This window comes from Myxococcus vastator, assembly GCF_010894475.1.
GTDB classification, from domain to species: domain Bacteria; phylum Myxococcota; class Myxococcia; order Myxococcales; family Myxococcaceae; genus Myxococcus; species Myxococcus vastator.
On record NZ_JAAIYB010000019.1, the window covers coordinates 13,468 to 40,123 of the forward strand.

Sequence of the window (26,656 nt, forward strand, 5' to 3'; positions counted from 1 at the left end):
CGCTCCCGGTGGCGGCCGTGCGAGACGGACGGCACCGACGGGGACGGGTGGTTGCGGAGCGCCCTGTCCACGCAAGAGTCAACCTACGGAGTCGGCATCTTCGAATGGCGGTGGGTCGGCCACCGCTTCGTCATGGTTGTGTCATGACGAAGCGACCTCCATGCGGTAGCCCACGCCCCGGATGGTGTGGATGGAGAAGCCGGAGGTGCTCGTCCACCCCAGCTTCTTCTTCAGGCTGGAGACGAAGTTGTCCACCGTGCGTGGGTCCACCACCACGTCGCGGCCCCAGACGGCGTCCAGGATTTCGCCTCGGGGCAGGGCCCGGTCCTGGTGCCGCAGCAGGAAGGCCAGCAGGTCGAACTCCGTGCGCGTCAGCTCCACCCCCGATCCGTCCGCGCGCGACACCTGCCGCCGGCCCAGGTCCAGGGTGAAGCCGCTGAAGCCCAGTTGCTCCGGCGGCGCCGTGCCGGAGCGGCGCACCAGGGCGCGCACCCGGGCCAGCAGCTCCCGCAGCCGGTAGGGCTTGGTGAGGTAGTCCTGCGCGCCCACCTCGAAGCCCTTGAGGATGTCGTCCTCCAGCGAGCGCGCGGTGAGCATCAGCACCATGCTCTTGTTGCCCTGCGCCCGCAGCCGGCGGCAGAAGCTGTAGCCGTCCTCGCCGGGCAGCATGACGTCCAGGATGAGCAGGTCGAACGCCCGCTCCACCAGCAGCCGCTCCGCGTCGCGGGTGCTGGGGGCCTCGGCGACGAGGTAGCCTTCGTCCTGCAGGTTGTCCCGGAGGCCGACGCGCAGGTGGGCATCGTCCTCGACGATGAGGATGGAGGGACGCGAGGGAGGGGAGGAGGTGGCGGTGTTCATCGAGCGGGCTCGTTGAATATCAGCGCGAAGGTGGTTCCGTCGGGCCCCGAGGAGGCCACCTGGATGTCACCCCGGTGCAGCTTCATGATTTTGCGGCACAGGGCAAGGCCCAGCCCGCTGCCATGGACCTCCGTCCCGGGCACCGTCAGCCGGTAGAAGTCCAGGAAGGCGTTCTCCCACTCGGACTCGGGGATGCCGATGCCGTTGTCCTGGAAGAGCACCGTGCAGCCGTAGCCGGGAATCATTCGCGCGCGGATGGAGATCTCGACGGGGCTCCTGCGGTTGTAGGCGCACGCGTTGCGGCCCAGGTTGGAGAGCAGCATCCGCAGCAGGCCCGGGTCCGCTTCCAGCTCCACGCCTTCCAAATCGGAGGTGATGTGGACGGGGACGTGGGTGGCGCTGGCCAGGTCGTCGCGCAACGGGTGGATGAGCTCCTCCAGCCGCACGCGCGAGGTCCGCAGCGTCCAGCGGCCCTTGTCGATGCGGTTGAACGACAGGATGTTCTCCACCAGGAAGTGCAGCCCATCCGCGGCCTGGACGATGCGCGACGGGTAGTCACGCACCTCCGGCGCCTGCGCCAGCTTCCGCTCCAGCGTCTCGCCCAGCAGGCGGATGGAGGCCAGGGGCGTGCGCAGCTCGTGGGAGACGGTGGCCACGAAGTCGCTCTTGAGCTCCAGGAAGCGATACTTGCGCTGCTGGGCCACCACCGCGAGCGCGACGATGGCCACCGCGAGCCCGCCGCACACGGCCACCAGCAGCGTCTTCAGGCCGTGGCGCGCGTCGATGTCCGCCTCCTGCCGCGCCCACTGAGGCATGTCCACCGCCAGCTTCAGCGTGCTCAGAGGGAGGACGGCGCCGCCCGCGCGCAGCCGCAGGCGGCCCGTCGCGTCGAAGAGGCCGCGCGCCTGCAGGTCCTGGGTGATGGGCTGGAGCATCGCCTCCAGGTCCACCGCGACGCCGTACACCGCCTCGCCGCGCAGCGCCACGTACCAGGACTCGCCCAGGAGCGTGGGCTCCTCGAGCGCCTCGGGAATCACGAGCATGCCCGCGCCCGCTTCGCCCGCCCGGGCCAGGAAGTCGCCCGTGGGCTCGCCCAGCGCGGCGCTCACCCGGACGATGCGCGCATGGAGGAAGTCGAAGTCCGCCTGCGTGAAGCGTGAGCGCTCGCGCAGCACGTCCCGCTGCAGCCCCGACGCCCGGGCGAAGCCGCCCAGGTCCTCCGGGAGTCCCTCGCGCAGCAGGGCCCGCACCAGCGGCGTGGTGGCGGCGCCGCGCTGGAGCCGCTCCACCACCAGCAGCAGGAAGGGCAGCTCCTGCTCGGGAGTCAGCCGGTTCGCCGCGTGGTAGCGCAGCAGCTCCTCCACGCGGGTCGCCGCGCCCCGCGCGTCCTGGGCCGCCAGCGCCGCCTCCACCGCGCGCAGCCGCGTGAGGCGCGGCTCCCATTCCCGGGAGGGAGCGCCGTCCTTCAGCCGCGCGCGCAGCAGGGCGTGCACGTCCTTCGCGGGCGTCCCGGTGCCCGGCATGGGGATGGTGAGGCGTGGCAGGAACTGGTAGCCGCGGAAGTTGATGTAGTAGCCCTCGCCGGGCTCGAGCGGGTCGCCCACGGCGGCGTGGAGGGTGGGGATGCTCTCGTCGAGCCGCTTCGCCAGGCTCTGCCGCAGGGCCTCTTCGGCCGCGTGGGCCAGCGCGTCCCGGCGCGAGCGAAGCTGCGCGTGGGCGTCATCACGCTCCTGGCTGAAGATGCGCTGGAGGCTGACCAGCCCCCAGCCAAGGGCCAGGAGGCCACAACCCAGGGCGACGAGCGTAGGAAGGAGCCGGCGCAGCATGTGGAGCCGCCGCTGACTATCGCACAGCCGCCTTCCCGCAGAGGCTTTTCACGTCAGCCTCCTGGCGGGGGCGAGTGTCCTGGGCAGGTGAGCGGGCCGACTTCGGGTCCACGTCCGGACAGCGCCCGCGCCGCGCGGCTGGCGTGGGACGTCCCCACCGGGGAGGTTGGGGACGGAGGTTCACGCATGCGCGTCGTGTTTCCCTTGTCACGGCCCTGGCCGGGGGGGCCGGTGGTGCTCTGGGGTGGAGCGCTTCCGGCGGGCAGTCTGAAGTACCTGACCTTCTCTCATCACCTCGAGTCCGCGCCCGCGGAGACGAAGGGACTGGTGGAGCTGTCGGGGGCGTCGTCGGCGCTGGCGCTGGACGCGCTGGGCCGCGAGCGCGGGCTGCCGGTGGTGGCCCTCACGGACACCCTGGGCACCGCGTACCTGCGCGCCAACGGCTTCGGTGGGGAGGTGCGCACCGTGCACGGCTTCACCCAGGCCTGGGAGCTGGCGCTGGACTACGAGCGCCAGGGCTGGTTCTGGCCCCGGCAGCTCGCCAATGGCTCGCTGGTGGAGAGCGTGGAGTCGTGGACCACGCGGCTGCTCGACGTCGTCCGGGACGTGTATCCCGCCGTGCGCTGCGTGGTGTGTGGCTTCGGCACGGGCGCCACCGTCGCGGGGCTGTACCGGCCCTTCTCCGCCGCGGGCTACGAGGTGGTGGGCCTGCAACCCGCGCCCGGCAGGACGATGCCCGGCTGGCGGCGCTGGGCCGAGCAGAGCCTGGGCTCCAAGGACCTCTTCTACCCCTACCGCGAGGATGTGCCGCTGGAGACGGCGGATGCGAAGGCGGTGGACTCGCTCGCCGCGCTGCTGGCCTGGGCGCGCTCGGAGCGGCGTCCGGAGGAGGTGCTCGTCATCTCCCACAACGCGAGGCCCCCGTTCGAATGACGGGGGCCGCCGTCACGGCGCGGCGCTTCAGCGGCCCTGGCCTCCGCGCTGACCGCCCGGGGGGCCTCCCACGCGGCGGTCACCGCGGCGCAGCGTCTGGTACTGGGCGCGCTGGGCCTCGTCGAGGAGGGCGTTCATCTCCTGGTCGGTCTGCTGGCTCTCCGTGCGCAGCGCCTGGCGCATGTCGCGCATGGACTTCGTGCCGGCGCGGACCTCATCCATGAGCGCCTGGCGCTTGGTGGCCTCGGCCTCCATCCGGCGCGTCAGCGTCTGCTCCTGGGTGTAGTTCAGCCGCGCGTCGGTGATGAACTTGCGCACGCGCTCCTGCTGCTGCGCCTGCTGCTGGATTTGCGCCTGCTGCCACTGCTGCTGGCGCTGGGCGCGCTGCTCGTTGCGCATCTCGTCCTGGACGTTGCGCACCGCGTCCTTGAGGTAGTCGCGGCCGCCCGCGGAGTTCAGCGCTTCGCCGGCGACCATGCCGTGCACCTCGGCGCGCAGCTGCTCCACCTCCGCCGCGAGCGCCGCGGGCGGCGAGGCCACCACCTTCCCATCCGCCGTCAGCGTGGGGCGCCGCTCCACCTCCATCAGCCGTCGGGACAGGCTGATGGACGTGTCCTCCAGGGCCTTCAGCCGGCGCTCCAGGCTGATGACGTCCGCGGCGACGCTGGTGGGCAGCTCCGGCGGAGGGGACGGGGCCGGAGCCTGCACCGTCTCACGTGGACTCCAGAGGGCCACCACGAGCGCCGTGGCGGCAAGGATGAGGGCGGCAATGCTGGCGAGCTTGTTCACGTCTACTCCGACGGAGGCTGGGACGGCTTATTCCATATCAGGTGCTGTCCAGCCCTGTCCGCCCGCCTGCTCGCTCCCCAGTCCCTGGGAACAGGCCCCCACCGCGTCAGTGGACGTCCCACCGGGCGGCGATTTCCTCACACGCCAGTCGGACGTCGTTCATCCGGCGCTGCTGGGCCTTGGGCGCCTGGAAGAGCCGGCCCGCGAAGACGTCGAACACGCCCACCAGCTGCGGGTCCACCGGGCCGCGCTGCTCCAGCCGCTCCTCGGCGTACCGCTGGAGTACCGTGGCGATGTACTGCCCGGAGCGCTCGTCCAGCGGCGTGTGCTTGGAGAAGTAGAGCTTCAGCAGCCCGGAGCGCATCAGCCCCTGGGCATCCACGCTGCGCAGCAGCACGTCCGGGCGCACGCTGATGTCCACGCCCGCCAGCGCCAGCGGCGGCAGGTCCGCGTCCACGGGACTGGCAATCGCCTGGGTGCTCAGCCCCCCCGCGGACACCAGGCACCGCTGGAGCGCCTCCGCGCACAGGGCCAGCCGGTGCGCGTCGTAGTCGGATTCCGGCTGGGCATTGAGGAGCCGCCGCTGGTGGTAGCGGAGGATGACCTCGTCCCGGCCTCCGCACAGGAACTCGATGATGGCCTGGGCGGCGGCGGGGTAGCGCAGGTGCCGCGGGTCCACCGGGTGCTTCTGGCCCTGGATGATGCGCTTTCGCAGCGACGGCGTCGCGGTGAGGTACTGGCCCAGCTTGTTGACGGAGACGCGCGGACTCTCACGGGTGACGGTCATGGTTCGGCCTTCCTTTCCGGCTTCGGGAATGAAGGCAGACTACCGAAAGGGTCTGACATTTCCGGGGCGGCCAGCCCCGCTGGCCGCCCCGGAAAAGAAGACTCGTGAGGTAGGCCAGGTCAGGCCCGTCGTGGCGGGCCTCGGGTGGCCATGGAGGCGATGACGGCCATCAGCTCCACCGGCTCAATGGGCTTGGGCACATGGGTGGTGAAGCCCGCGAGCAGCGCGCGCGTCCGGTCCTCCATGCGGGTGTAGGCCGTGAGGGCCACCGCGGGGATGCCCCCGCCCTGCGCCGCGGGCAGGGCCCGGACGCGGGCGATGAAGCGGTACCCGTCCTCCTCGGGCATGCCGACGTCGGAGACGAGCACGTCGAAGGACGCCTTGTGGAGCTCGGCCAGCGCGTCCTCCGACGAGCTGGCCGTGGTGACGATGCCGCCACACGTCTCGATGATGCTGCGGAGCAGCTCGCGCGTGTCCTCCTCGTCGTCCACCACGAGCACCCGCAGGGTCGCGAGCTGGGGCGGGCAGGGGATGTCCTGCTCCTGCAACGGGCCGCGGAGGGTGGGCGGCACCCGCACCTCCCGCCGCAGCGCCACGGCCTGCGGCAGGCTGACGATGAAGGTGGCCCCCCGGCCCTCGCCCTCGCTGGTGGCCATCACGGTGCCGCCGTGCAGCTCCACCAGGTGCCGGACGATGGCCAGCCCCAGCCCGAGCCCCCCGGCCTTGCGCGTGGTGCTGCCGTCGGCCTGACGGAAGCGCTCGAACACGTGCGGCAGGAACCGCGGGGAGATGCCCTGGCCCGTGTCGGCCACCGAGATTTCCACCGAGGAGTTCCGCCGCTCCACCAGCACCTGGATGCGGCCTCCCTTGGGGGTGAACTTCACCGCGTTGGACAAGAGGTTCCACACCACCTGCTGCAGGCGGCTCACGTCGCCCATGATGGTGCCGCTCGAGTCGAGCGCGGCCTGGATGCGGATGCCCTTCGCGTCGGCGGCGGGCCGCAGGGACTCGAGCGCGGCCTCCACGACCTGGCTCACGTCGACGGACGACACCTCCAGCTTCAGCTTGCCCGTCATGATGCGGCTCACGTCGAGCAGGTCCTCGACGAGCTGCCCCTGGGCGCGGGCATTGCGCTCCACGGTGGCCAGCGCCCGCTCCCGCTTCTCCGGCGGCAGCGTGCCGGTCCTCAGCATCTGCACCCAGCCGAGCACCGCCGTGAGCGGCGTGCGCAGCTCGTGGGAGACGGTGGCGAGGAACTCGTCCTTGAGCCGGTTGGCCTCCTCCGCCTCCTCGCGCGCCACGCGCTCCCGGGCGAGCAGCCGCTCCCGCTCCGCCTCCAGCCGCTTCTGCGCGCGGATGTCGCGGCTGACGGTGGCGATGCCCATCTGCCGCTGGGTGTCGTGCTCCACCAGGGCGAAGGTGTGGTACTGCGCCGCGATGGGCTCGCCCGTCGGGAAGTACCGGAAGCGGAACTCCCCCTCCCACCGGCCGCCCTTGAGGACGGCGGGCGCGATGTGCTGGTCCACGTAGGGCTGGTCCTCGGCCAGGAAGAAGTCCCGCAGGAGGTACCGGGTGATGTCTTCATCGGGCTTCAGGCCCAGCAGGCGCCGCCCCGCGTCGTTCACCCAAACCGCCTTGCCGGACGGGTCTCCCACGCCGATGAAGTCGGGGGACTGCTCGACGATGGTGGCCAGCCGCTCGCGCTCCTGTTCGGAGCTCCGTTGCTCCGTCACGTCCTGCAGGGCGCCGACGACGCGGTCAGGCCGCCCCTGGGCGTCGAAGTGCGTCTTCACCATGGCCAGCAGGAAGCGCTGCACGCCATCCCAGCCCTTCACGCGGCACTCCAGGCGAACCGCCCCCGCGCCCGGATGCAGCGCCTGTTCAATCGTGCGCCGTGCGCGGTCCACGTCGTCGGGATGGAGTCGGGCCCCGGCCTCCGCCAGCGTCGGGGACGCGCCAGGGGGAAGGCCCAGGTGCTGAAGGGCCCGCTCGTCCCACGTCAGCACGCCGCGCTCGTACTGCAATTCCACGACGCCCAACTGGCCGGCGGCCAGCGCCATCCGCAGGCGCTCCTCGCTGGCCCTGAGCGCGGTCTCCGCCTGGGCCCGCCGGACCACCTCCGCTTCGGCCTGGGCCCGGGCCTGCTGGGCGTGCGCGAAAGCCTCGCGCTCGGCGCGCTTCTCCTGCTCCACGGCCAGGTGGGTGACCACCTCGCGCGCCACGTCCTCGAAGAACTGGCGATAGGTGTCGTCGAAGCGCAGCCGGGGGCTGATGCCCAGGACGAGCACGCCCCGCAGGCTGTCCGTGTGGGTGCGGCGCAGGGGCAGCACCAGCGCCTTCTCCGTCGGCTCGGGCCAGGGGCCGAACTGGCGGGCGCCCAGGATGGACGGCACCGACTCCAGGAGGACCGGGACGTTCGCCGCCACGGCCTGCTTCGTGGCCTCCGTGATTCGTCCCAGGTCCATGACGGCGTGCTGCGCCAGCCCTTCGAGCCCCGTGGACGCCGTCAGCCCCAGCCGCTGCTCGCCCTCGTCCCAGTGGTAGATGAGCGCGAAGGGGATGTCCTTGGGGTTGTCCGCCAGGGCCCGGATGGCATCCGTGGTGGCGCTCTCGGAAGGCCCGGTCACCCGGGGCGCCCGCGCGCGAATCGTGGCCAGCCGGCGCTCGCTGAGCACGACGTCGGTGACCTCGAAGACGACCTGGAGGATGCCCGCGATGGCGCCCGCGTCGTCCCGCAGGGGGCTGAAGTCGAAGGTGAAGTAGGCCTCTTCATTGAACCCGTAGCGGGTGAGCATGAAGTAGGTCTTCGCCACCTGCGTCACTTCGCCCGTCTCCAGGAGCTTGCGCATCCAGGGCGAGATGACGGGATAGGTGTCGGGCCAGCACTCGCGGTAGGTGGCGCCCAGGTAGCGGGGGTGGCGCGGGCCCATGATGACCGCGTAGCCGTCGTTGTAGACCTGGATGAGCTCGTCCCCCCAGAAGATGATGGCGGGGGCCGGCATCTCCAGGATCATGGCGACGAACGACTTCAGCGGGCGAGGCCACGACGCGTAGGGGCCAAGTGGGGTGCGGCTCCAATCATGCGAGCGCAGCAGCTCCCCCAGTTCGCCACCAGGGCCAGGGAGTTCAGTCTGGGAGGTGAGTTGTTTCACGCGGTCGGTGAGGTGCGGGGCGGATGCGTTATCTAACGACGCAGACTGCCGCGTCCTATCCCCGTGCGTCCGGCCGAATCGCGACGAAGCGGGGGAGCAGGCGCTTGAACCACGTCCAGCGTCATGCCGTGAACAGCCCTCCGCCGCCCGAGCGCCATCCGTCCCCAGGGCAAGTTGATGGTGGATTCACGACGCAAGGTGTTGTGCAAACCCCTGACAGTCTCTGACTGGACTTTGTACTTTTTATGCAAGGGGGCCATTCCTACTTTCGCTGGTGGAGGCGCTCTCGAGTCCGGGGCGTTTCGGAGACTCGCGTGGGCCGTGAAGGCCCGCGCCCCAGCAACGCACGGAGGCGGCGTCATGGCGGATACGGCAGAGAACCCTCTTGGGCTGAACGGCTTCGAATTCGTGGAGTTCACCAGCCCCCAGCCCGAGGTGATGGAGCGCCTCTTCGAGCGGCTGGGGTTCACCGCGTACTCCAAGCACCCGTCCAAGGAGCTGGTCCGCTACAAGCAAGGTGGCATCAACCTGCTCGTCAACCGCGAGCCGACCGGGCAGGCCGCTGAGTTCCGCGCGGAGCACGGCCCGTCCGCCAGCGGCATGGCCTTCCGCGTGGCGAACGCGCGCACCGCCTACGAGATGGCCCTGGAGCGCGGCGCCAAGGCGGCGGACCCGGAGCGGGGCTCGCTGGGCGAGGGCTCCTATGTCATCGAGGGCATCGGTGGCAGCCTGCTGTATCTGGTGGACCGCCACGGGGCGAAGGGGTCGCTCTATGACACCTGGCAGGTGCTCCCCGGCGCCGAGGAGGCCGAGGCGAAGAACAGCGTGGGCCTGGAGACGCTGGACCACCTGACGCACAACGTGCGCCGCGGGCAGATGCGCACCTGGTCATCCTTCTACAACCGCATCTTCGGCTTCACCGAGCAGAAGTACTTCGACATCAAGGGCCAGGCCACGGGCCTGTTCAGCCAGGCGATGATCGCCCCGGACCAGGCCATCCGGATTCCGCTCAACGAGAGCCAGGACGACAAGTCGCAGATCGAGGAGTTCATCCGCCAGTACAAGGGCGAGGGCATCCAGCACCTGGCGCTCACCACGCCGGACATCTACGGCACCGTGGAGCGGCTGCGCGCGCGCGGCGTGGCGCTGCAGGACACGCTGGACACCTACTACGACCTGGTCGACAAGCGCGTCCCCAACCACGGCGAGGACCTGGCGCGGATGCGGAAGAATCGCATCCTCATCGACGGCAGCGAGGAAGAGGGTCTGCTGCTCCAGATCTTCACCGAGAATCTCTTCGGGCCCATCTTCTTCGAAATCATCCAGCGCAAGGGCAACGAGGGCTTCGGGAACGGCAACTTCCAGGCGCTCTTCGAGTCCATCGAGCTGGACCAGATTCGCCGCGGCGTCATCAAGGTCGACTAGGCCGCGCGCTGCGCTTGCGAGGAGAATCCGGTGACCACCCAGCCCTCCACCGAGGTGTCGCCGGGGAGCGTCCTCAAGACGGCTCCCGGCGCCTATCTGTCTGGCTTCGGCAACGAGTTCGCCACCGAGGCGGTGCCCGGCGCACTGCCAGAGGGGCAGAATTCGCCCCAGCGGGCGCCGTTCGGCCTCTATGCCGAGCAGCTGTCGGGCTCGGCCTTCACGGCCCCGCGCCGGGAGAACCGGCGCTCCTGGCTGTACCGCCTCCGGCCCAGCGCCAACCACCCGGCGTTCCAGCCGCTGGCGCAGGGGCTGTTGCGCAGCGGTCCCTTCGACGAGGTGCCCGCTTCGCCCAACCGCCTGCGGTGGAATCCCCAGCCCCCGCCGGTCCCTCCCACCGACTTCGTGGACGGGCTCGTCACCTACGCGGGCAACGGGGACGCGGCGTCGGGCGCGGGCCTCAGCATCCACCTGTACGCGGCCAACCGCTCCATGGTGGACCGGGTGTTCTTCGACGCGGACGGCGAGCTGCTCATCGTCCCGCAGGCGGGGCGGCTGCGGCTGGTGACGGAGCTGGGCGTGCTGGACGTGGCGCCGGGCGAAATCGCGGTGGTGCCGCGCGGGGTGCGCTTCCGCGCGGAGCTGCCGGAGGGCCAGGCCGCGGGCTACGTCTGTGAGAACCACGGCGCGTTCTTCCGCCTGCCGGACCTGGGGCCCATTGGCGCCAACGGTCTGGCCAACCCGCGCGACTTCCTGACGCCGGTGGCGGCCTTCGAGGACGTGGACCGGCCCACGGAGGTGGTGCAGAAGTTCCAGGGGCGGCTGTGGTCGGCCCGGTATGCGTACTCGCCGCTGGACGTGGTGGCGTGGCACGGGAACCTGGCGCCGTACAAGTACGACCTGGCCCGCTTCAACACCCTCAACACGGTGAGCTTCGACCACCCGGACCCGTCCATCTTCACGGTGCTCACGTCGCCCAGCGAGGTGCCGGGCACGGCCAACTGCGACTTCGTCATCTTCCCGCCGCGGTGGATGGTGGCCGAGCACACCTTCCGGCCGCCCTGGTTCCACCGCAACGTGATGAGCGAGTTCATGGGGCTGGTGCACGGCGTCTACGACGCGAAGGCGGGCGGCTTCGCCCCGGGCGGCGGCTCGCTGCACAACTGCATGAGCGGCCACGGCCCGGACCGGACCAGCTACGAGCAGGCCGTCCAGGCGGACCTGAAGCCTCACAAAATCAAGGACACGCTGGCCTTCATGTTCGAGTCGCGCTGGGTCCTCCGGCCCACGCGCTTCGCCATGGAGTCGCCGGCGCTTCAGCAGGACTACGACGCGTGCTGGGCGGGCTTCCAGAAGGCGAAGCTGCCTTGAGGGCCGCGTGAGCACGGGGGAAGCGCCGGCCGGGCGCAAGCGCGTCTGGACGACACCGGCCAACGTGAAGCTGCTCCCGGTGAGCGCCCTGGAGGACCCCGGGGCGCGCAACCTCGTCCTCCAGATGGGGGACGCCTTCTTCCACGGCTTCCTGGTGCGCAAGGGTGACGCGGTCCACGGCTACGTGGATCGGTGTCCCCATGCGGGCCTGCCGCTCGCGCGCGAACTGGACCGCTACCTGACGCCGGACAAGGAGCTCATCGTCTGCGGCTGGCACGGGGCCCTGTTCCAGGTGGAGGACGGGCTGTGCGTGGGCGGGCCGTGCTCGGGTGGCCGGCTCACCCCGTGGCCGGTGACGGTGCGCGACGGCATGGTCGTCACCGGCTGAGCCGCCGCGGGCACGCGTTTCGCTCCACGTCCGTCGCATGACGTTTTGGGGCTTAAGCCTATAAGTCTTGATTTGCAGCTTCTGGTGCCCGAGCCTGGGGCGGCGTCGTGGCGACGCCGTTCTTGAAAGGTACGGGTGGAGTGATGAAGCGACTGGCAGCCCTGACAGGGGTGGTTCTCGCGGTGATGGTGGCGTCCGGAGCGGCCTGGGCCCGCGTCGAGCAGGCCGCGCCGCAGTCGTTGGCGGTGGCGCAGCTGCGTGTCGTGACGGCCAACCTGGACTTCCACCGTGCCGAGGCGGCTCGCAGGGATTGGAACACCATTGGTCCCGAGGCCGACATCGTGTTCGTCCAGGAGGCGAAGTACGTGCGGATGCGCGAGATTCTCGGAGACGGCTGGGCGGTTCGTCAGGACACCTCGTCGGAGGACCGGCAGGGGAGCGCGGTCATCATCCGCAAGTCCGCGGTGAAGAGCATCGGCGAGCTGCAACTGGTGAAGGGGGTGGACGCCAGCGCCTGCCCGGGGGGCGGCATCATGACGCGGTGGATTGCCCGGGTGGACGTGCAACTGCACAACAACCGCTGGATTCGGGTCGCGTCGCTGCACATGCCACCCGACCGCTGTCAGACGGGCCTGGCGAGCCCCTACGCCAGGATGGCGGACAGCGTGGTGGCGTTCGCGAACCGCAGTGACCGGCTGCTCGTCCTGGGCGCGGACTGGAACAAGGTGGTCGACAGCGACCCGAACGAGATTGGCGCGCGCACGGGTTTGAAGCCGCGCGGCCCGGACTCCGGCCTGCGCATCGACGGCTTCTACGTGTCCCAGGCCATTGGTACCCAGGGCCTCGAATTCCTGCCCCAGACTGGTGACAACAAGCACCGCCCGGTGAAGATGAACATCACCGTTCCGGCGCCGTAGCGGGCCCGGCACTCAGGGCGCGAGCCGCGCGTGGGGGGCCTCCGCCCCTGGGGTGCGCGTGGCCGTGGCCGGCGCGTCGACGTCCTCGGGTTGCAGATAGGCGGAGGCTTCGACAATCGACTCCACGGTCCATCCCCGGTTGGAGCCCCGGCCGCTGACTTCACAGTCGCCGTCGGTATGGACGCCCAGCAGGTGCCCTCGCCGGTTGAGGACGCCCGCGCCGGAGCTGCTGACCAGGGTGTCCAGGTCGCCGTAGAAGACGAGCCCGTTGCACGAATCGAGGTAATCGCCCTCGGCGATGACCTTGGGGTATCCGCGGGGGTGCTGGAGGATGGCCAGCCGCTCGGTGGCCTGGGTCGTCAGCAAAATGGGGGGGACGTCCGGCAGGACATCGAGCTGGATGAGCGCATAGTCCGGCGCTATCGACTGCTCGATGACGGTGCCTTCCGTAATCAAGGGGTCGCCGTCCGCGTCGTCCTCGAAGTTGAAGACAATCAGCGGGATGTCCCCGAGCCTGACACAGTGGCCCGCGGTGAGCACCACGGCGCCCGCGCTCGCTTGAATCAGCGTCCCGGTGCAGCGCCCGTCGATGAGCACGACGGCGTCTTCCCGGTCCTGGATGACGTCAGCGAATTCGCCCACGTAGCTGTTGATGGGGGTGAAGTCGAGCGTCGGACCGCACTGCGCGAAAGCACGAACCTCCGGACTGGAGGGCGGCGCACAGACGGCGGGCTCGACCGGCTCGGACCGTCCTCCGCAGGCGGTGAAGCCCAGGAAGACGGTCCCAGCGAGGAGCGAACCCCACAGCGTCATGCGGAAGTCTGTGGGGTGTCGCGCCATGACTCAGTACAGGTAGTTGAGCGCCGTGACGTCGGAGCTCTTGAAGTTACCCGTCTCGGACGAGCTGAAGCAGGAGTTCATGAGCGAGCCGCCGCGGGTGGCCGTGGTCGGCGTGCCGGGGATGTGGATGGCGCCCACGCCCGCGCTGCCCTCGTTCGTGGCCGCGCCACCGCAGCTGATGCTGCGGTTGTAGTAGTCAGAGTGGCGCAGGCCCACGGCGTGGCCCAGCTCGTGCGTCACGACGTGCTCGACCACGGCCACGCCGTAGCTGGCCGTGCCGGTGCCGATGTTGATGATGCCGTAGGGACGGCCGCCGGAGGGGAAGCCCGCCGAGCCGCCAGCGCCGGACGTGGTGCGCGCGGAGATGGTCGCGCTGCAGCCGCTGCCGCCGCGCTGCATCCGGAACGACAGGCCCAGCGCGTTGTAGTTGGCGATCGCCCGGTCAAGGCCGGACATCAGCGTGGAGTTGGCCGCGTACGAGGAGTTCGGGACGATGCAGATGACGGAGATGGACGAGCTGACGAGGTTCGTCGTGCGGTACTGCTCCTGCGTCTTCAGGTCCGTCTGGAGCATCTCGCGGGACGCCTCGAGCGTCACGTGCGCGTCGCGGCCCACGTACACCTGGCCGTCGGAGAGCAGGATGTCGTCCGCCGGGAAGCCGGCCTCGACCAGGTTGGCGATGATCTCATCCTGCTCGTTCTGCTCACCGGCCTGCATGTCGGTGCCGCAGCCCGTCAGCATCATGCTACCGGTCACCGCGAGGACAGCAGCTCCCTTGAACATCTTCTGGAACATGGGCATCGGAGATTCCTCGTCCGTTTGACTACGGGGGGATGCGCCTTCCGCCTGGTGTCCACCAGCCGCGGTGAGACGCGCCCCGGCCTTGAGCAATTGATGGGCCAACGAGTCCCGCAGGGCGAGAAACCTGAAATCGTTGACTAGCTTGGAGTCCATGCGCTCCAGGCCCAAGTCACGGGTACGTAAACGAAGTTGACGTCGGCCGCCGCAAGCCCGCGAGACGACGTTGGATTCCTCGGAAACGGCCAAGCGTTCCAAAAACATACAGTGATGTCTGGTTGTCGGTCACCTGCCCCGTGGGGCAAAGACACCCCAGCCATGATCTGACACAGGTGAAAACAAACTACAACCCTGTAATGGGGTGGGAAGGGACACACGCGTCCGACGAGAGGTGCGCGTGAATGCACTGCCGGTGTATCCAGTCACGTATGCCAATGCGCCACGTCACCTGTCCTGTTGCCGCGCTGCTGGGCGCGGTCCTGTCGTTCCTTCCTGGCTGTGGGAGCACGATGTCGAGCAATCCCTCACCGGTGGACGCCCAGCGTCAAAACTCCACGACGCAACCCGCCGCGGAGGCCTGGAAGCGCGCCCGCGTGGGCGACCGCGTCACCTATGCCTTCTCCGCGACGCAGGGCCCCACACCCGGTGAGGCTGACGCCGCGCGCACGCTCGATGGCCAGTTGACGCTGGAGGTCGTGTCCGTCCAGCAGCCCTGGGTCTACGTGCGGGTGGCCTTCACGGACGCGGCGGGCCATCCGTTGTCTCAGACGCGGCTGGCGAGGGACCTGGTGGTTCCGGTGCGCTCGGACGTGACGCGCCCGGTTGACGTGCCGCGTCCAGGGCAGGTGACGGCGGAGCGTCCTTCCTTCTCCGGCCGCGACTGGGAGGCCACCCGCTATGTCAGCGATCAGCGCCCCGTGGATGGTCCGCTGCGCACGCGCGTGTATGCCAATGATTCGACGTTGCTCTACCTGACGCGCGGCCTGCTGGAGGCGAGCACCGAGTCCGCCGGGTTCCGGACGCCGGGCGGCGTCAAGCTGTCGCTGCGTGAGTTCCAGGAGGGCTCCGCCGAGGCCAGCGCCCCCGCCCCCGCCTTGGAGCGGCCGCTGGGGCCCGGCGCGTATTACGACCGGAGGGTGGACCTGGCGCCCACGCAGGAGGTGCTGCGCGTGTGTTTCACCGCCGAGCGCGGCGCTGTCCTTCGCTCGGAGGGGCCCGTGGGCACCGGGAGCGACCCCTGCTCCGACTTCTCCAAGGCGGAGCCAGAGGCCCTGGAGGAGCTGGTGATGAGCCTCCCCATGGATGCGCTGGTGTCAGGGGCGTGGCCTCCCGGCGCGGCCAAGGCGGGGGCAGGTGGCACCTTCACCGTGGGAGGCCGGACCGTGCCCACGCACACCGAGCAGCGCACGGACGACGACGAGGGCACGCGGCACGTCTCCACGGACGCCTATGCGGCGGACCCCTGGGCGCCGGGGCTCGCGGGCGTGCCGTATGAAGCGCGCTTCCAGTCGCTCGACAGCGCCACCGAGCGCGTGGGGGCGGGGGGCCAGCGTGAGTCCACGGGCGGCAGCCGGCTCGTCCAATGGGGCTCGTGGCTCGGCGGGCAGCCGTGACGGCTGGGTAGGCTTCAGGCAGAGGCCCTATTCCGAGCGAGCCGGGTCAGGCCGCCGGAATGGGGCGCTACACTGGGTGCGGACTGGAGGCCTCATGCACCTGGAGAGATTTCGTCGGTTGCCCGCGCTCGTGCTTCTTGGACTTTCCTTCGCCGGTGGGCTGGGGTGCTCGGAGGACGGCGCGGGCGTGGACACGCCCAACCCCCTGACGAATCCCAAGGAGGGGCCTCCCGCCGGGAATCAGAATCCGGAGGCCACGTGCGCCATCCCGGCCGAGGCTGGCCTCGCGGACGTCTCCCGGCCCACCACCGTCGTCGGCACGGGAAGCCCGGCGAGCTGCACCAGTGACGCGTTCCTCCAGGCGGTGGCGCGGGGTGGGGTCATCACCTTCGACTGTGGTCCCGAGCCCGTCACCATCACCCTGGAGCGGACGGCGAAGATCTTCAACGACACGGGGCCGGAGATTGTCATTGACGGCAAGGGGCTGGTGACGCTCAGCGGGGCGGGGCGGCACCGCATCCTGTACATGAACACCTGCGACGCGGATCAGGTGTGGACGACGGCGCACTGCCAGGACCAGGACCACCCCCGACTGACGTTGCAGAACCTGACGTTCGTGGACGCCAGCTCCCAGGCGGAGACCGAGTTCGACGGCGGCGGCGCCGTCTGGGTTCGCGGCGGGCGCGTGAAGGTCATCAACTCCCGGTTCTTCAACAACGCCTGCGCGGAGGTGGGGCCGGACGTGGGCGGCGCCGCGCTCCGGGTGTTCAGCCAGCACCGGAACCAGCCGGTGTATGTGGTGAACACGACCTTCGGCGGCAAGGCGGGTTACGGCGGCGCCTGCTCCAATGGCGGTGGCATCAGCAGCATCGGCGTGTCGTGGACCGTCCTCAACAGCCTGTTCTCCCACAACCGGGCGGTTGGCAATGGCGCCAATCCCGCGCGGCCGGGGACGCCGGGTGGGGGCAGTGGCGGGGCCATCTACAATGATGGGAACACGATGACCCTGTCACTCTGTGGCACTCGGATTGAGCACAACGAGGTCAATGCGCACGGCAGCGCCATCTTCTTCGTGAGCAATGACCACTCGGGGGACATCCGCATCGACCGCTCGGTGATTCGCAGCAACACGGGCGGGTCGTGGTACCCGACGCATCCGCAGATTTCGAATCACGATGACACGCCCATCATCGTGACGAACTCCACGATTGAGTGAAGTGGCGGAGGAGTGGATGGTTTACCTGGGTGTCTACCCTGTGACGCCAGAGATTGGACGACGCTGCGCATCAGCCATGGGTTCGTTCTCTACTGGGGCCGCAGCTTCGACTCCATGGTCAGGTCCAGGTTCACCAGCACGGCGTCCAGCAGCTCCACCAGGCCCGCATGCAGTCTCTCCGCGGTGGCTGGTTCAAACAGGTCGGTGTTGAACTCCAACGTTCCGGAGAAGCCGCCCGGTGTCTCCGTCAGCGCCAGGGTGAGCTCGTAGGTGACGGAGCCACGGTTGACAGGCACCGGTGTCACGGTGAGGCCCGGCAGCTCCAGCGGCGCGGTGGGCGTGTTCTGCAGGACGAACATCGCCTGGAACACCGGGGTTCGGTTCGCTGGCGGCTCAATCCCAAGCGACGCCACCACCTGGTCGATGGGGACTTCCTGGTGGGCATAGGCCGCCAGGGTCTCCTCACGCACCCGTCGGAGCAGCTCGCGGAAGCTCGGGTCCCCGCGCAGGTTGACGCGCAGGCACAGCCCGTTGACGAACATCCCGATGAGCGGCTCCAACTCCGGCTGGAGTCGGTTGGCGATGGGCGAGCCAATGACAACCTCCTCTTGCCCTGAATGCCGCGCCAGCACGGCGCCGAAGGCAGCCAGCAGCGCCATGAAGGGCGTCACCTGCTCGCGGCGACAGAGCGCGTGCAACGCCCGGCTGCGCGCTGTTCCCAGGTCCATGGGCTGGCGGAGGCCGTTAAACGTCCGAGTCGCCGGCCGAGGCCGGTCCGTGGGGAGGTTCAGCAGCATGGGCGCTCCCTGGAGCGCGTTGCGCCAGAAGCCAATCCGCTCCCGAAGCTCCTCTCCGGACAGCCAGTCGCGCTGCCATGCCGCATAATCGGGGTACTGAATGTCCAGCCGCGGCAGCCCTGCATCTCCCCCCGTGACGCTGGCCGTGTAGAGCCGACTCAGCTCGCGTGCGAGGACGCCCAGGGACCAACCGTCCGATGCGATGTGGTGCATGCAGAAGAACAACACATGCTCTTCGTCCTCCAGCCGCAGTAACGACGCGTGCATCAGGGGGCCCCGTGTCAGGTCGAACGGGCGCAGCGCGGACGCCAGCATGTCGCGCATGGCCTCCGCCTCGCGGTCGTCCCTCCCGCGCAGGTCCACCTCCCGGAGCTGGAAACGGGGCGGGGGCTGGATGCGCTGCACCGGCACACCGTCCTCCTCGGAGTAGGTGACGCGCAGCGCCTCGTGCCGGGCGATGAGTCCCTGGAGCGCCGCTTCGACATGGCGTGGCTCCAGCGGGCCGACCAGCCGGAATGCACGGGGGATGTTGTAGGCGCTGGACTCGGGCGCCCGCTGGAAGAAGCGCCAGAGGCGCTCCTGGGCGAAGGACACTTGCATCGCCCCGTCGCGCGCCACCCTTCGCAGGGGCGGCACTGGACGCGCGAGGGCCACCGCCGGTTCCGTGCTGGAGAGGTGCTTCGCCAGCTGGGCGACCGTGGGCTCCGCGAACAACGTTCGCAAAGAGAGCTCCACCCCGAGCTCGGCGCGGACCCGTGAGACGACCTGAGTCGCGAGGAGCGAATGGCCGCCAAGGTGGAAGAAGTTGTCGTGGATGCCCACGCGCTCCATCTCCAGGAGCGCGCCCCACAGCCGGCAGAGCACCTCTTCCGTGGAGGTCCGCGGAGGCTGGTAGCTGGAGATGTCCCCCTGGGCCGGTTCGGGCGTGGGCAGGGCGCGCCGGTCCACCTTGCCGTTGTGTGTCAGCGGCAGCGCGGGCAGCAAGGTGAAGGACGCGGGCACCATGTGCTCCGGCAGCCGCTCTCGCAGCCAGCCGCGCAGCGAGGCCTGCGCGGGGGCCTGCTGGCGGGCGACGAGATAGGCAGCCAGCTTGCGGTCCCCTCCCGCCTGCAGCGCCACCACCGTGCAGTCCTTCACCGCCGGGTGCTGACGCAGTTGCTCCTCGATTTCCCCCAACTCGACCCGGAAGCCACGGATCTTCACCTGCAGGTCAACGCGGCCCAGATACTCGATGCGGCCGTCGGGCAGATGTCGGCCCAGGTCGCCCGTCTTGTAGAGGCGGGCGCCCGGCTGCGTGCTGAAGGGGTCGGGGACAAAGGTCCTCGCGGTGAGCTCCGGGCGGTTGAAGTAGCCACGCCCCAGGCGCTCGCCAGCGACGTAGAGCTCGCCGGGGATGCCGATGGGGACCGGCTGCAGGTGCTTGTCCAGCAGGTAGACGGGACCGTTCGTGATGGCGCGGCCGATGGGCACGGGGTGGCCGAGCGTCGGTGGCGCGTCGATGGGCTCAAAGGTGGAGAAGACCGTGCACTCGGTGGGGCCGTAGCCGTTGAGCAGTCGGCGGGGCGGGCCGTGCCGGAGCACCTCGCGCAGCGCCAGCGGGTCCGCGGCCTCACCGCCAAAGACGAGCGTGCGGACGTGGCGGAAGGCGTCTGGCACCTGGCGCGCCAGCAGGTGGAGCACGGCGGTGGTGACGAACATGACGGTGATGGCCTCGGCCTGGACCTGGGCGGCGAGCGCGTAGGGCTCACGGGCCGGGTCGGCGGTGATGCCGACGAGGTGCGCGCCGTGGAACAGCGCGCCCCAGATTTCGAACGTGCTCGGGTCGAAGGACGCGTTGGAGGCCTGGGCGACGCGGTCCTCCGGGGTGAAGTGGACGAAGTCGGAGTTCAACAGCAGGGCCGCGACGCTCCGATGGAGGATGGCGCTGCCCTTGGGCCTGCCCGTGGAGCCCGACGTGTAGATGACGTACGCGGTGTTGTCGGCGCTGGCGACAGGGGGAAGCGGAAGCGCGGAGTGACGGGCGATGGCGTCTCCATCGGCGTCGATGCGGACAACAGGGCCCTGGAACGCTGGCAGGTGTTGGCGCCGGGCGTCGTGGACGAGCAGGAGCCCGGCGCGCGAATCCTCGAGCATGAACGCCAGCCGCTCGGCGGGGTACGACGCCTCCAGCGGCAGGTAGGCGCCCCCTGCCTTGAGGATGCCGAGCATGCTGACGATGAGGTCCACGGAGCGCTCGACGCACAGTCCGACGAGGACCTCGGGGCCCACGCCAAGCGAACGCAGGTGGCGGGCGAGCTGGTTGGAGCGCGCGTCCAGCGCCTGGTAGGTGAGGGCGTGCGCGCCGTAGGACACCGCGACGGCGTCCGGCGTCCGAGCGGCCTGACGTGAGAAGCGCTCGTGGACGCAGAGGTCGCGAGGGAAGTCAGCGGAAGGCGCGTTCCACTCGCGCAGCACCCGCTGTCGCTCGGCGGGCGTGAGCAGGGGAGGCTCGGAGAGGCGCTGGAGCGGATTGGAGGCAGCGGCAGCGAGCAGCACCTGGAGGTGCCCGGCCATGCGCTCGATGCGCGCGTCATCGAAGAGGTCCGTGTCGTACTCGAAGCTGGCGCGGAGGCCCTCGGGTGTCCTCGCCATGTAGAGGATGAGGTCGCACTTCGCCGTCCCGGTGTTCACCTCCCAGGACTCCGCCGTGGCGGCGAGTTGGAGCGCGGCGGATGAAGCCGCCTCCAGCGTGGGCGCGTTCTGCAGGACGAACATCACCTGGAAGAGCTGTGCATGGCGGAGGGTGCGCTCGGGTTGAAGGGCCTCGACCAGCTTCTCGAAGGGGAGCTCCTGATGCGCGAACGCGCCGAGCGTCACCTCACGCACGCGGGCGAGGAGGTCCACGAAGCGTGGGTTGCCCGACAGGTCATTGCGCAGGACGAGCGTGTTGACGAAGAAGCCGACGAGGCCCTCCACCTCCGGCCGGATGCGTCCGGAGATGGGCGAGCCGAGCACCAGGTCCTCCTGTCCGGAGTAGCGGTGGAGGAGGACGCTGAAGCCCGCCAGGAGCGTCATGAACAGCGTCGTGCGCTCCTTGCGGCAGAGCGCGTCGATGGCCAGCGTCGTTTCCCCCGTCAGGTGGAAGGTCCGCCGGGTGCCCTTGAACCGCTGGACCTGTGGCCGTGGACGGTCGGTGGGGAGCGCGAGGAGCGTCGGGGCCCCGGCGAGCCGCTTGCGCCAGTAGGGGAGGAGCCGCTCCTGGCTCTGCCCTGGCATCCACTTCCGCTGCCAGGTGGCGAAGTCGGCATAGCGGATGGGCAGCTCGAGGAGCGACGAAGGACGGCCGGCCGCGAAGTCCCCATAGAGCGTCCTGAGTTCGCGCATGAGGACGCCCACGGACCAGCCATCGGACACGATGTGATGGACCGTGAGGAGGAGGTGATGGTCCTGTTCTCCGACCCGGAGCAGCGTGCCTTGGAGGAGGGGCCCGGTGAGGAGATCGATGGGCCTCTGCGCTTGCTCGGCGGTAATGCGCGACACCTCCGTGTCGCGGGCTTCGGCGGGGAGGTGGCGCAGGTCAATGAGCGACAGGGGGAACGCGCGCGACGGTGTGATGCGCGCGACAGGCCCCGATTCGCCGGCGGCGAAGGTTGCTCGGAGCGCCTCGTGACGGCGGAGCACTTCATCGAGCGCACGCTGGAGCACGCCGACGTCGAGCGGCGAGGTGATGCGGTAGAAGACGGGGATGTTGTAGGTGGCCGTCCCGGGATGGAGCTGCTCCATGAACCAGAGGCGCTCTTGCGCGAAGGAGAGCGGGACGTCGCTGCCATGCGTGCCGGGGCGGAGGGCGAGCTCCTGTTCTGGCGCCGTGGCTCCGCGCGCGGCCTCGATGGCCTCCGCCAACTCCGCGATGGTGGGGGCATCGAAGATGCTGGGCAGCGGGAACCGGAGGTGGAAGATGTCGTTGAGCCGTGAGACGAGCTGCGTGGCGATGAGGGAGTGGCCGCCGAGTTGGAAGAAGTCGTCGTGGATGCCCACTTGCTCGACTTCCAGCAGCACGCTCCAGAGCTCGCAGAGGACCTCCTCCGTCGAAGTGCGCGGGGGCTGGTGGCTGGCATTCGGGGTGGCGAGCGTCATCGGAAGGTCCTTCACGATTGAGTAGGAGGGCACGGGCTTACTTGTGCAGCGCGGCGGTGGCGCCATCGGCGGAGACGACGTGGATGCGCCGCGGACGCTCCGCGAGCCGCAGGAGGCGAGAGAGCGCTTCCGTCAGGTGCTCCCTGGGACGGCTGTCGTCGGCCATGGTGAGGACCATCTCGTAGTCGTCTCCCTCCGTGCCGGTGACGACCTGCGTGCGCGCGCTGAGCACGCCGGGGAGCGTGGTGGCCAGGCGGCGCACGGAGGCCATGCAGATTTTCTCGCTGCCTCGCACGAGGAAGTCGGACCGCCGTCCCTGGAAGTACAGGTAGCCGTCCGCGTCGATGTCGAAGATGTCGCCCGTGGCCAGCAGGTGGGGGCCGCGCCACGCGTGACGCTTCTCGCCTTCCACCAGGCCGATGCGCCGCTTCATCAGCGTGTCCGAGGACACCAGCAGCTCCCGCTGGCTGCCGGGGCCGCAAGGGGCGAGCGACACCTGCGTCCCCGGGAGCGGCAGGCCCACCGAGGCGAAGCGGTGGGACGGCTCGGCGTGGGCCGCCAGCGTCGCGACCCGTGGGCCCGCCTCGGACAGGCCATAGGTGAGGTACAGCTCCCCTCGCGGACGCTGGCGCAGGAGCCGCGCCACATGCTCGGGGGAGAGGACATCTCCTCCGACACCCAGCGACCGCAATCCCCCCGGGAAGCCGCCGCCCTGCTGGAGCAGCGCGCGCACCAGCAGCGGCGTCAGGGCGGACACGGTGATGCCCTGCTCGGCCAGCATGCGCAGGTACGCGGCGGGCTGGAAGGGCGGCCCGCTGACGACCAGGTCGGCGCCTCGAAGCAGCGAGCCGAAGGCCTGCGCCACCAGCGAATACGAGTAGTAGAGCGGCAGGTTCACCAGCACGGTGTCGTTGGGGCGCAGGCCCACGGCGTCCGCGTGACGGCTCGCGTTCCGGAAGAGCGCATCGAGGTCGAAAACGCAGCCGCTGGCGAAGCCCGAGGTGCCCGACGTGAGCAGCACCATCTCCCCGGGCCGCGCGGTGGGCGGCTGCGCCTCGGAGAACAGGGCCACCTCGGCGCCGCCCAGGGCGAAGCGGTCCACGTCCTGGGCCAGGGGCGCGGGGCGGCGCATGGCGACCTGCGCACGGGCCGGGAGGGACTCCACGAGCGCTTTCTGCCGCGCGGCGGGCGCGGAAGGGGAGACCAGCGCGGGAACGCCTCGCGTGGCGAGGATGGCGAAGGTCTGTGCCAGCAACTCCGCGCCGTTGGGCAGGGCCAGCAGGACGACGTCTCCCGGTCGCAGCCCGCGAGCCCGCCACGCGGCCGCGAGTTGCGCCAGGGGCTGGACCGGCTGGGAGGTGGTGAGGTCCCGGACTCGGCCCAGGAACGCCTGGATGGACGACAGGGGAAGGCCCGCGAGGTCCGTGGCGATTTCAGTCATGGGGGCGAGGCTCGGACTGAAGGATTTTCACCAGGAGCGCCGGGTCCACCGCGGGGCCTTCGCCACGCGATAGCACCACGCACGCGGCCCGGGGCGCGCTGCCGGGAACGGATGCCGTGCCCGCGATGAGCGCGTAGTCGACGACGCCTCGCGAGAGCCAGGCCGCGGCGAGCGCCAGGGCGATGCTGGCACCGTCCGCCACGGGAAGCGTCAACGCGAGCGTCGGACCGCGGAGCCCATGGACGATGCAGGCGAGGCCCGCCGGCGCGCTGGGCGTGGCGGCGGGGAACCGGAGGGGCGAGGCGAACCCGCGCAGCGCCTCGCTCGCGGCTTGCGTCATGGCTTCGAGGGGGGCCTCGGGACCGACCTGGATGAGCGCGCACCGGTCCACCGCGGACCGGAAGTCCTCACCCAGGGGCTCGGTGGCGTCGCCAATGACACACACCAGCGCCCAGGCCATCGGGTCGGCGTAGCGCACGGAAGTCTTCACCCGCGCCGCGAATGGGTTGGCGCCATCGCTCCGCGTCGCGGCGCTGCCACGGAGCACGATGGACGTGCTTGCGAGAGACGTCACGGTCATCGTGGGACCTCGAAGACGAGCGCGGTGTCGAAGCCTCCGAATCCGAGCGTGAGGCTCAGGCCGAGCCGCTCCTCATGTCGCACCGGCCGGCCCATGGGGAGCGGACAGGGGAAGTCTCGCTCGGGCTGCTCCAGGCCGGCGACGGGCGGCACCACGCCTTCGCGCAGCGCGAGGATGAGGGCAATCGCCTCCATGGTTCCGGTGGCGCCCAGGGTGTGGCCGAACGCGCCCTTCGTCGCGAAGACGAGCGGGGACGGCCCCGCGCCGAAGAGGGCCCGGAGGGCTTCAGCCTCCGCGCGGTCGTTGGCGGGAGTGGCCGAGCCGTGCGCGTTGACGACGCCAATGTCCACGGGGGCCACCCCTGCATCCGCGAGGGCGCGCTCCATCGCCAGCCGCGCTCCCGTGGCGGCCGGGTCCGGAGACGTCATGCTCGCCGCGTCGTTGGCCGAGCCTGCGCCCCGGAAGACGGCGAGCAGCGGTGCCTCGCGTCCCCGTGCATGCTTCATGGACTCCAGCACGAGGCAGCCAGCGCCCTCGCCCAGCAGCATGCCGTCATGCCGTGTATCGAAGGCTCGTGGCCGCGTCGGCGACATGGTGGAGAGCGCCGAGTGCGCCAGCCGCTTGCTCGGCGTGAGGACATCCACGCCGGCGCAGACGCACACCTCCGCGGCGCCGGACCGGATGAGCTCCGCGCCCACCAGGATGGCATCGGAGCCCGAGGAGCACGCCGTGGAGAGGCTGACCGGCGCCTCGCGCGCGCCCACTTCACGGGCCACCTCGTCCGCCCAGGTGTGGAGGGGCAGCTCCCGTTCACGCGCATCGTCGAGCCACGCGCCCAGGCTCGTGCCCAGCACGAAGCGCGTGTCTGCGCCGCCCGCGACCAGCCCCGCCCTCGCCAGTGCGCGGCCGAGCGTCTCCACCGCCAGGCGCCGCAGCCGGAGCGCGGGACCTTCACCGTGAGGAGGAATGACCGCGGCCAGGGTGTTGCGCAGACGGTGCGGGGAGGCCACCTCGACGAAGCCATGCTCGCCAGCCAGCAGCCGCCGCCATACGGCGTCGAGCCCATGGCCGAGGGCCGTGCTCCATGCGGCCCCCGTCACCGCGACGGGCGCTACCATAGCGGCGAGCCCAGCTCCGAGACCTTGGCGCGGATGAGGCTGGCGCGGAACGCCGCCACCCGGCGGGTGCCCACCATCGCCTTGCCCGAGTAGACGAAGAGCCCTCCGGCCAGCCGGTTCACCTGAACGCGCAGCAGCACCTGGTCCCCCGGTACGACGACCTGGAGGAACCGGCTCTCCACCGAGCCAATCAATGTCAACTCGTCCTCGGCCAGCAGCGAGGTGCTCATCTGGTAGAGGATGATGCCAGCCTGCGCGAAGGCTTGGATGAGATTGCTGCCGGGATAGATGGCGCGCTCGGGAAAGTGCCCCGCGATGCAGTCCAGGTTCCCCGAGATGGAGATGATGGCGTCGAGGAACTTCCCGGGCTCGTGGTCGACGATGCGGTCCAGGAGAATCATCGGGTGCCGGTGGCGGAGCCACTGGCGCAGGGCGGTGAAGCCCAGGGGCTTGGGCTGACGCTCCGTCGGGTTCAGGGGGAGGGTGACCGCTTGAGCGCGGCGCTGAGTGTCAATGGAATGCATGTGGGTTCTCCGCTCTCTCGGTTGACGACAGCCATGTCCAGACTTCCAGCGGCGAGCAGCACCGGCTCGGGCGCGGAGCCCTCGCGATAGACTGTCACGCCCAGCTTCAGACTCGCGGGGCCCACGTGCTCCAGGCGGGCATCCAGCCGCAGCCAGTCCTGGAAGCGCGCGGCGGCGCGGTAGCTGAGACGCAGCTCCCGCACGCGCAGGTCGAGCCGCTGTTCTTCGAGCGCCCCGAGCCCCGCTCCCCTGCGCTCCAGCTCCTCCAGCGCCGCCGTCTCCAGCAGCGAGGCATAGCGAGAGAAGTGGACGACTCCCGAGGCATCGGTGTCGACGTGCTCCACCCGGTGGCGCCACGGTGGCGTGTGATGGGCGTCGCTCATCGCCCCGACTCCACGAACCTCCGGGTGCCCTCTTGGATGCGCTCGACGATGCGCCGCAGGTCGTCCTCGCCCGCGATGAGCGGCGGCGCGATGCGCATGGCGGGGAACAGGTAGCGCAGCCCGTGGGAGCGCTTGCCCGCGCCGGCCATGAACTCCACGAAGACGCCCGCCTCGAGGAGCCGGTGGCGCAGACGGGCGAGGCCGCCCGCGGCGCGCTCGGTCAGCTCGATGCCGTTCATGTAGCCCAGGCCGCGGACCTCCAGGAACAGCTCCGGGAAGACCTCCACCACGTCGCGCCGCAGGCGCTCGCGCAGCTCCGTGCCCAGCGATCCGGCTCGTTCGACGAGGCGTTCCTCCGAGAGGTACCGGAGCCCCGCGCGCATGAGCGCGCAGGTGAGGGGCCGCAGGTCCGACGTGGAGACCGCGCCGCTGGAGCGCACGGACAGCTCACGCCGCGCGATGACCATGGACGTGGAGACCGCGCCCATGCCCAGGCTCTTGCCGATGACGGTGATGTCGGTGGGGATGGGCCCCTCCTCGTCCGTCATGGCGAAGCAGCGGCCCGTCTTCGCGAAGGTGAGCACCTCATCCGCCACCAGGAGCACGTCGTGCTCACGGCACAGGCTGGCGAGGCGCCGCAGGTAGCCCGGGGGTGGGACGAGGATTCCGGCATCGCCTTGAATGGGCTCGACGAACACCGCGGACAGCTTCGAGCCCTGCTCGGCGAAGAAGCGCTCCAGCGGCTCCCGCTCGCCGAAGGGGAGGAACGCCACGTCCAGTCCGAAGG

Annotated in this window: 21 protein-coding genes; 7 read left to right on the forward strand and 14 right to left on the reverse strand. The window is 70.2% G+C overall.

The window, feature by feature from the left end; translation table 11 throughout:
- Positions 1–141: 141 nt before the first annotated feature.
- A complete protein-coding gene (locus tag G4D87_RS03250) occupies positions 142–858 on the reverse strand; it encodes a response regulator transcription factor (RefSeq protein ID WP_163778599.1) in 717 nt (238 codons plus the stop codon).
- Complete coding sequence (locus G4D87_RS03255; protein ID WP_163778601.1) at positions 855–2,684, reverse strand: sensor histidine kinase; 1,830 nt, start codon at positions 2,682–2,684, stop codon at positions 855–857. Before G4D87_RS03255 ends, G4D87_RS03250 begins: the two co-directional genes overlap by 4 nt.
- 186 nt (positions 2,685–2,870) lie before the next feature.
- Between G4D87_RS03255 and G4D87_RS03260 the strand changes: the two genes are divergently transcribed.
- Positions 2,871–3,617, forward strand: a complete 747-nt coding sequence (locus G4D87_RS03260) for a pyridoxal-phosphate dependent enzyme (protein WP_240357976.1) — start codon at positions 2,871–2,873, stop codon at positions 3,615–3,617.
- Positions 3,618–3,644: 27 nt separating this feature from the next.
- On the opposite strand, the gene G4D87_RS03265 is transcribed toward G4D87_RS03260, so the two are convergent.
- From G4D87_RS03265 to G4D87_RS03275, 3 genes are all read right to left on the reverse strand, one after another.
- Complete coding sequence (locus G4D87_RS03265; protein WP_163778606.1) at positions 3,645–4,406, reverse strand: hypothetical protein; 762 nt, start codon at positions 4,404–4,406, stop codon at positions 3,645–3,647.
- Between the two features lie 106 nt (positions 4,407–4,512).
- Complete coding sequence (locus G4D87_RS03270) at positions 4,513–5,193, reverse strand: hypothetical protein (protein WP_163778611.1); 681 nt, start codon at positions 5,191–5,193, stop codon at positions 4,513–4,515.
- A 119-nt stretch (positions 5,194–5,312) separates the two neighbouring features.
- Entirely contained in the window at positions 5,313–8,207 is a 2,895-nt protein-coding gene (locus G4D87_RS03275) for an ATP-binding protein (protein WP_240357977.1), read from the reverse strand.
- Positions 8,208–8,705: 498 nt separating this feature from the next.
- On the opposite strand from G4D87_RS03275, the gene hppD reads away from it, so the two are divergent.
- The 4 genes from hppD to G4D87_RS03295 all read left to right on the forward strand — a co-directional run bounded on the left by hppD (position 8,706) and on the right by G4D87_RS03295 (position 12,443).
- Positions 8,706–9,770 (forward strand): 4-hydroxyphenylpyruvate dioxygenase, encoded by a 1,065-nt coding sequence (gene hppD / locus G4D87_RS03280; protein ID WP_163778613.1) that lies wholly within the window; start codon positions 8,706–8,708, stop codon positions 9,768–9,770.
- 30 nt (positions 9,771–9,800) lie between these two features.
- Positions 9,801–11,138, forward strand: a complete 1,338-nt coding sequence (hmgA, locus tag G4D87_RS03285) for a homogentisate 1,2-dioxygenase (RefSeq protein ID WP_163778618.1) — start codon at positions 9,801–9,803, stop codon at positions 11,136–11,138.
- Between the two features lie 7 nt (positions 11,139–11,145).
- Positions 11,146–11,526: a Rieske (2Fe-2S) protein gene (locus G4D87_RS03290; RefSeq protein WP_163778621.1), complete on the forward strand. Its 381-nt coding sequence runs from the start codon at positions 11,146–11,148 to the stop codon at positions 11,524–11,526.
- A 143-nt stretch (positions 11,527–11,669) separates the two neighbouring features.
- Complete coding sequence (locus tag G4D87_RS03295) at positions 11,670–12,443, forward strand: endonuclease/exonuclease/phosphatase family protein (protein ID WP_163778624.1); 774 nt, start codon at positions 11,670–11,672, stop codon at positions 12,441–12,443.
- A gap of 12 nt (positions 12,444–12,455) precedes the next feature.
- Here G4D87_RS03295 and G4D87_RS03300 read toward each other — a convergent pair whose 3' ends face one another.
- The gene (locus tag G4D87_RS03300) at positions 12,456–13,283 is read right to left on the reverse strand and encodes a trypsin-like serine peptidase (RefSeq protein ID WP_163778627.1); all 828 of its coding nucleotides are present in this window, start codon (positions 13,281–13,283) and stop codon (positions 12,456–12,458) included.
- Positions 13,284–13,286: 3 nt separating this feature from the next.
- A complete protein-coding gene (gene prtB / locus G4D87_RS03305; protein ID WP_163778630.1) occupies positions 13,287–14,084 on the reverse strand; it encodes a M57 family metalloprotease PrtB in 798 nt (265 codons plus the stop codon).
- Between the two features lie 431 nt (positions 14,085–14,515).
- Between prtB and G4D87_RS03310 the strand changes: the two genes are divergently transcribed.
- Together G4D87_RS03310 and G4D87_RS03315 are read left to right on the forward strand one after the other, a co-directional pair.
- On the forward strand, positions 14,516–15,694 hold the full coding sequence (locus tag G4D87_RS03310) for a DUF6068 family protein (RefSeq protein WP_240357979.1): 1,179 nt from the start codon (positions 14,516–14,518) through the stop codon (positions 15,692–15,694).
- 94 nt (positions 15,695–15,788) lie between these two features.
- Positions 15,789–16,910, forward strand: coding sequence for a hypothetical protein (locus G4D87_RS03315; protein ID WP_205507405.1), 1,122 nt, complete (start codon positions 15,789–15,791; stop codon positions 16,908–16,910).
- Positions 16,911–16,999: 89 nt separating this feature from the next.
- Here G4D87_RS03315 and G4D87_RS03320 read toward each other — a convergent pair whose 3' ends face one another.
- The 7 genes from G4D87_RS03320 to G4D87_RS03350 form a co-directional block, all read right to left on the reverse strand.
- Positions 17,000–21,856 carry a non-ribosomal peptide synthetase gene (locus G4D87_RS03320; RefSeq protein ID WP_240357978.1) on the reverse strand — a complete coding sequence of 1,619 codons (4,857 nt, stop codon included), beginning with the start codon at positions 21,854–21,856 and terminating at the stop codon, positions 17,000–17,002.
- A 4-nt stretch (positions 21,857–21,860) separates the two neighbouring features.
- Positions 21,861–23,264, reverse strand: coding sequence for an adenylate-forming 2-oxoglutaryl-ACP ligase AmcH (amcH, locus tag G4D87_RS03325; RefSeq protein ID WP_163778638.1), 1,404 nt, complete (start codon positions 23,262–23,264; stop codon positions 21,861–21,863).
- Positions 23,257–23,844 (reverse strand): cispentacin moiety biosynthesis protein AmcG, encoded by a 588-nt coding sequence (amcG, locus tag G4D87_RS03330; RefSeq protein WP_163778641.1) that lies wholly within the window; start codon positions 23,842–23,844, stop codon positions 23,257–23,259. The genes amcH and amcG overlap by 8 nt, the downstream gene beginning before the upstream one ends.
- Positions 23,841–24,962 carry a cispentacin biosynthesis acyltransferase subunit AmcF gene (gene amcF / locus G4D87_RS03335; protein ID WP_163778644.1) on the reverse strand — a complete coding sequence of 374 codons (1,122 nt, stop codon included), beginning with the start codon at positions 24,960–24,962 and terminating at the stop codon, positions 23,841–23,843. The genes amcG and amcF overlap by 4 nt, the downstream gene beginning before the upstream one ends.
- Positions 24,956–25,486 (reverse strand): cispentacin biosynthesis cyclizing decarboxylase AmcE, encoded by a 531-nt coding sequence (gene amcE / locus G4D87_RS03340; RefSeq protein WP_163778647.1) that lies wholly within the window; start codon positions 25,484–25,486, stop codon positions 24,956–24,958. Before amcE ends, amcF begins: the two co-directional genes overlap by 7 nt.
- Positions 25,435–25,869, reverse strand: a complete 435-nt coding sequence (locus tag G4D87_RS03345) for an acyl-CoA thioesterase (RefSeq protein ID WP_163778651.1) — start codon at positions 25,867–25,869, stop codon at positions 25,435–25,437. The genes amcE and G4D87_RS03345 overlap by 52 nt, the downstream gene beginning before the upstream one ends.
- On the reverse strand, positions 25,866–26,656 hold a 791-nt coding region (locus G4D87_RS03350), incomplete at its 5' end, for an aminotransferase class III-fold pyridoxal phosphate-dependent enzyme (RefSeq protein ID WP_163778653.1). The genes G4D87_RS03345 and G4D87_RS03350, both read right to left, overlap by 4 nt.

What these genes read in the sequence shown, in the direction of transcription:
- amcH (WP_163778638.1), bottom strand. Translation starts at nt 23,264, where the DNA reads ATGACTGAAATCGCCACGGACCTCGCGGGCCTTCCCCTGTCGTCCATC.
- G4D87_RS03275 (WP_240357977.1), bottom strand. Translation starts at nt 8,207, where the DNA reads ATGATCCTGGAGATGCCGGCCCCCGCCATCATCTTCTGGGGGGACGAG.
- amcG (WP_163778641.1), bottom strand. Translation starts at nt 23,844, where the DNA reads ATGACCGTGACGTCTCTCGCAAGCACGTCCATCGTGCTCCGTGGCAGC.
- G4D87_RS03250 (WP_163778599.1), bottom strand. Translation starts at nt 858, where the DNA reads ATGAACACCGCCACCTCCTCCCCTCCCTCGCGTCCCTCCATCCTCATC.
- amcE (WP_163778647.1), bottom strand. Translation starts at nt 25,486, where the DNA reads ATGCATTCCATTGACACTCAGCGCCGCGCTCAAGCGGTCACCCTCCCC.
- G4D87_RS03345 (WP_163778651.1), bottom strand. Translation starts at nt 25,869, where the DNA reads ATGAGCGACGCCCATCACACGCCACCGTGGCGCCACCGGGTGGAGCAC.
- G4D87_RS03295 (WP_163778624.1), top strand. Translation starts at nt 11,670, where the DNA reads ATGAAGCGACTGGCAGCCCTGACAGGGGTGGTTCTCGCGGTGATGGTG.
- G4D87_RS03300 (WP_163778627.1), bottom strand. Translation starts at nt 13,283, where the DNA reads ATGGCGCGACACCCCACAGACTTCCGCATGACGCTGTGGGGTTCGCTC.
- G4D87_RS03270 (WP_163778611.1), bottom strand. Translation starts at nt 5,193, where the DNA reads ATGACCGTCACCCGTGAGAGTCCGCGCGTCTCCGTCAACAAGCTGGGC.
- G4D87_RS03315 (WP_205507405.1), top strand. Translation starts at nt 15,789, where the DNA reads ATGCACCTGGAGAGATTTCGTCGGTTGCCCGCGCTCGTGCTTCTTGGA.
- hppD (WP_163778613.1), top strand. Translation starts at nt 8,706, where the DNA reads ATGGCGGATACGGCAGAGAACCCTCTTGGGCTGAACGGCTTCGAATTC.
- G4D87_RS03310 (WP_240357979.1), top strand. Translation starts at nt 14,516, where the DNA reads ATGCGCCACGTCACCTGTCCTGTTGCCGCGCTGCTGGGCGCGGTCCTG.
- G4D87_RS03260 (WP_240357976.1), top strand. Translation starts at nt 2,871, where the DNA reads ATGCGCGTCGTGTTTCCCTTGTCACGGCCCTGGCCGGGGGGGCCGGTG.
- G4D87_RS03255 (WP_163778601.1), bottom strand. Translation starts at nt 2,684, where the DNA reads ATGCTGCGCCGGCTCCTTCCTACGCTCGTCGCCCTGGGTTGTGGCCTC.
- amcF (WP_163778644.1), bottom strand. Translation starts at nt 24,962, where the DNA reads ATGGTAGCGCCCGTCGCGGTGACGGGGGCCGCATGGAGCACGGCCCTC.
- prtB (WP_163778630.1), bottom strand. Translation starts at nt 14,084, where the DNA reads ATGCCCATGTTCCAGAAGATGTTCAAGGGAGCTGCTGTCCTCGCGGTG.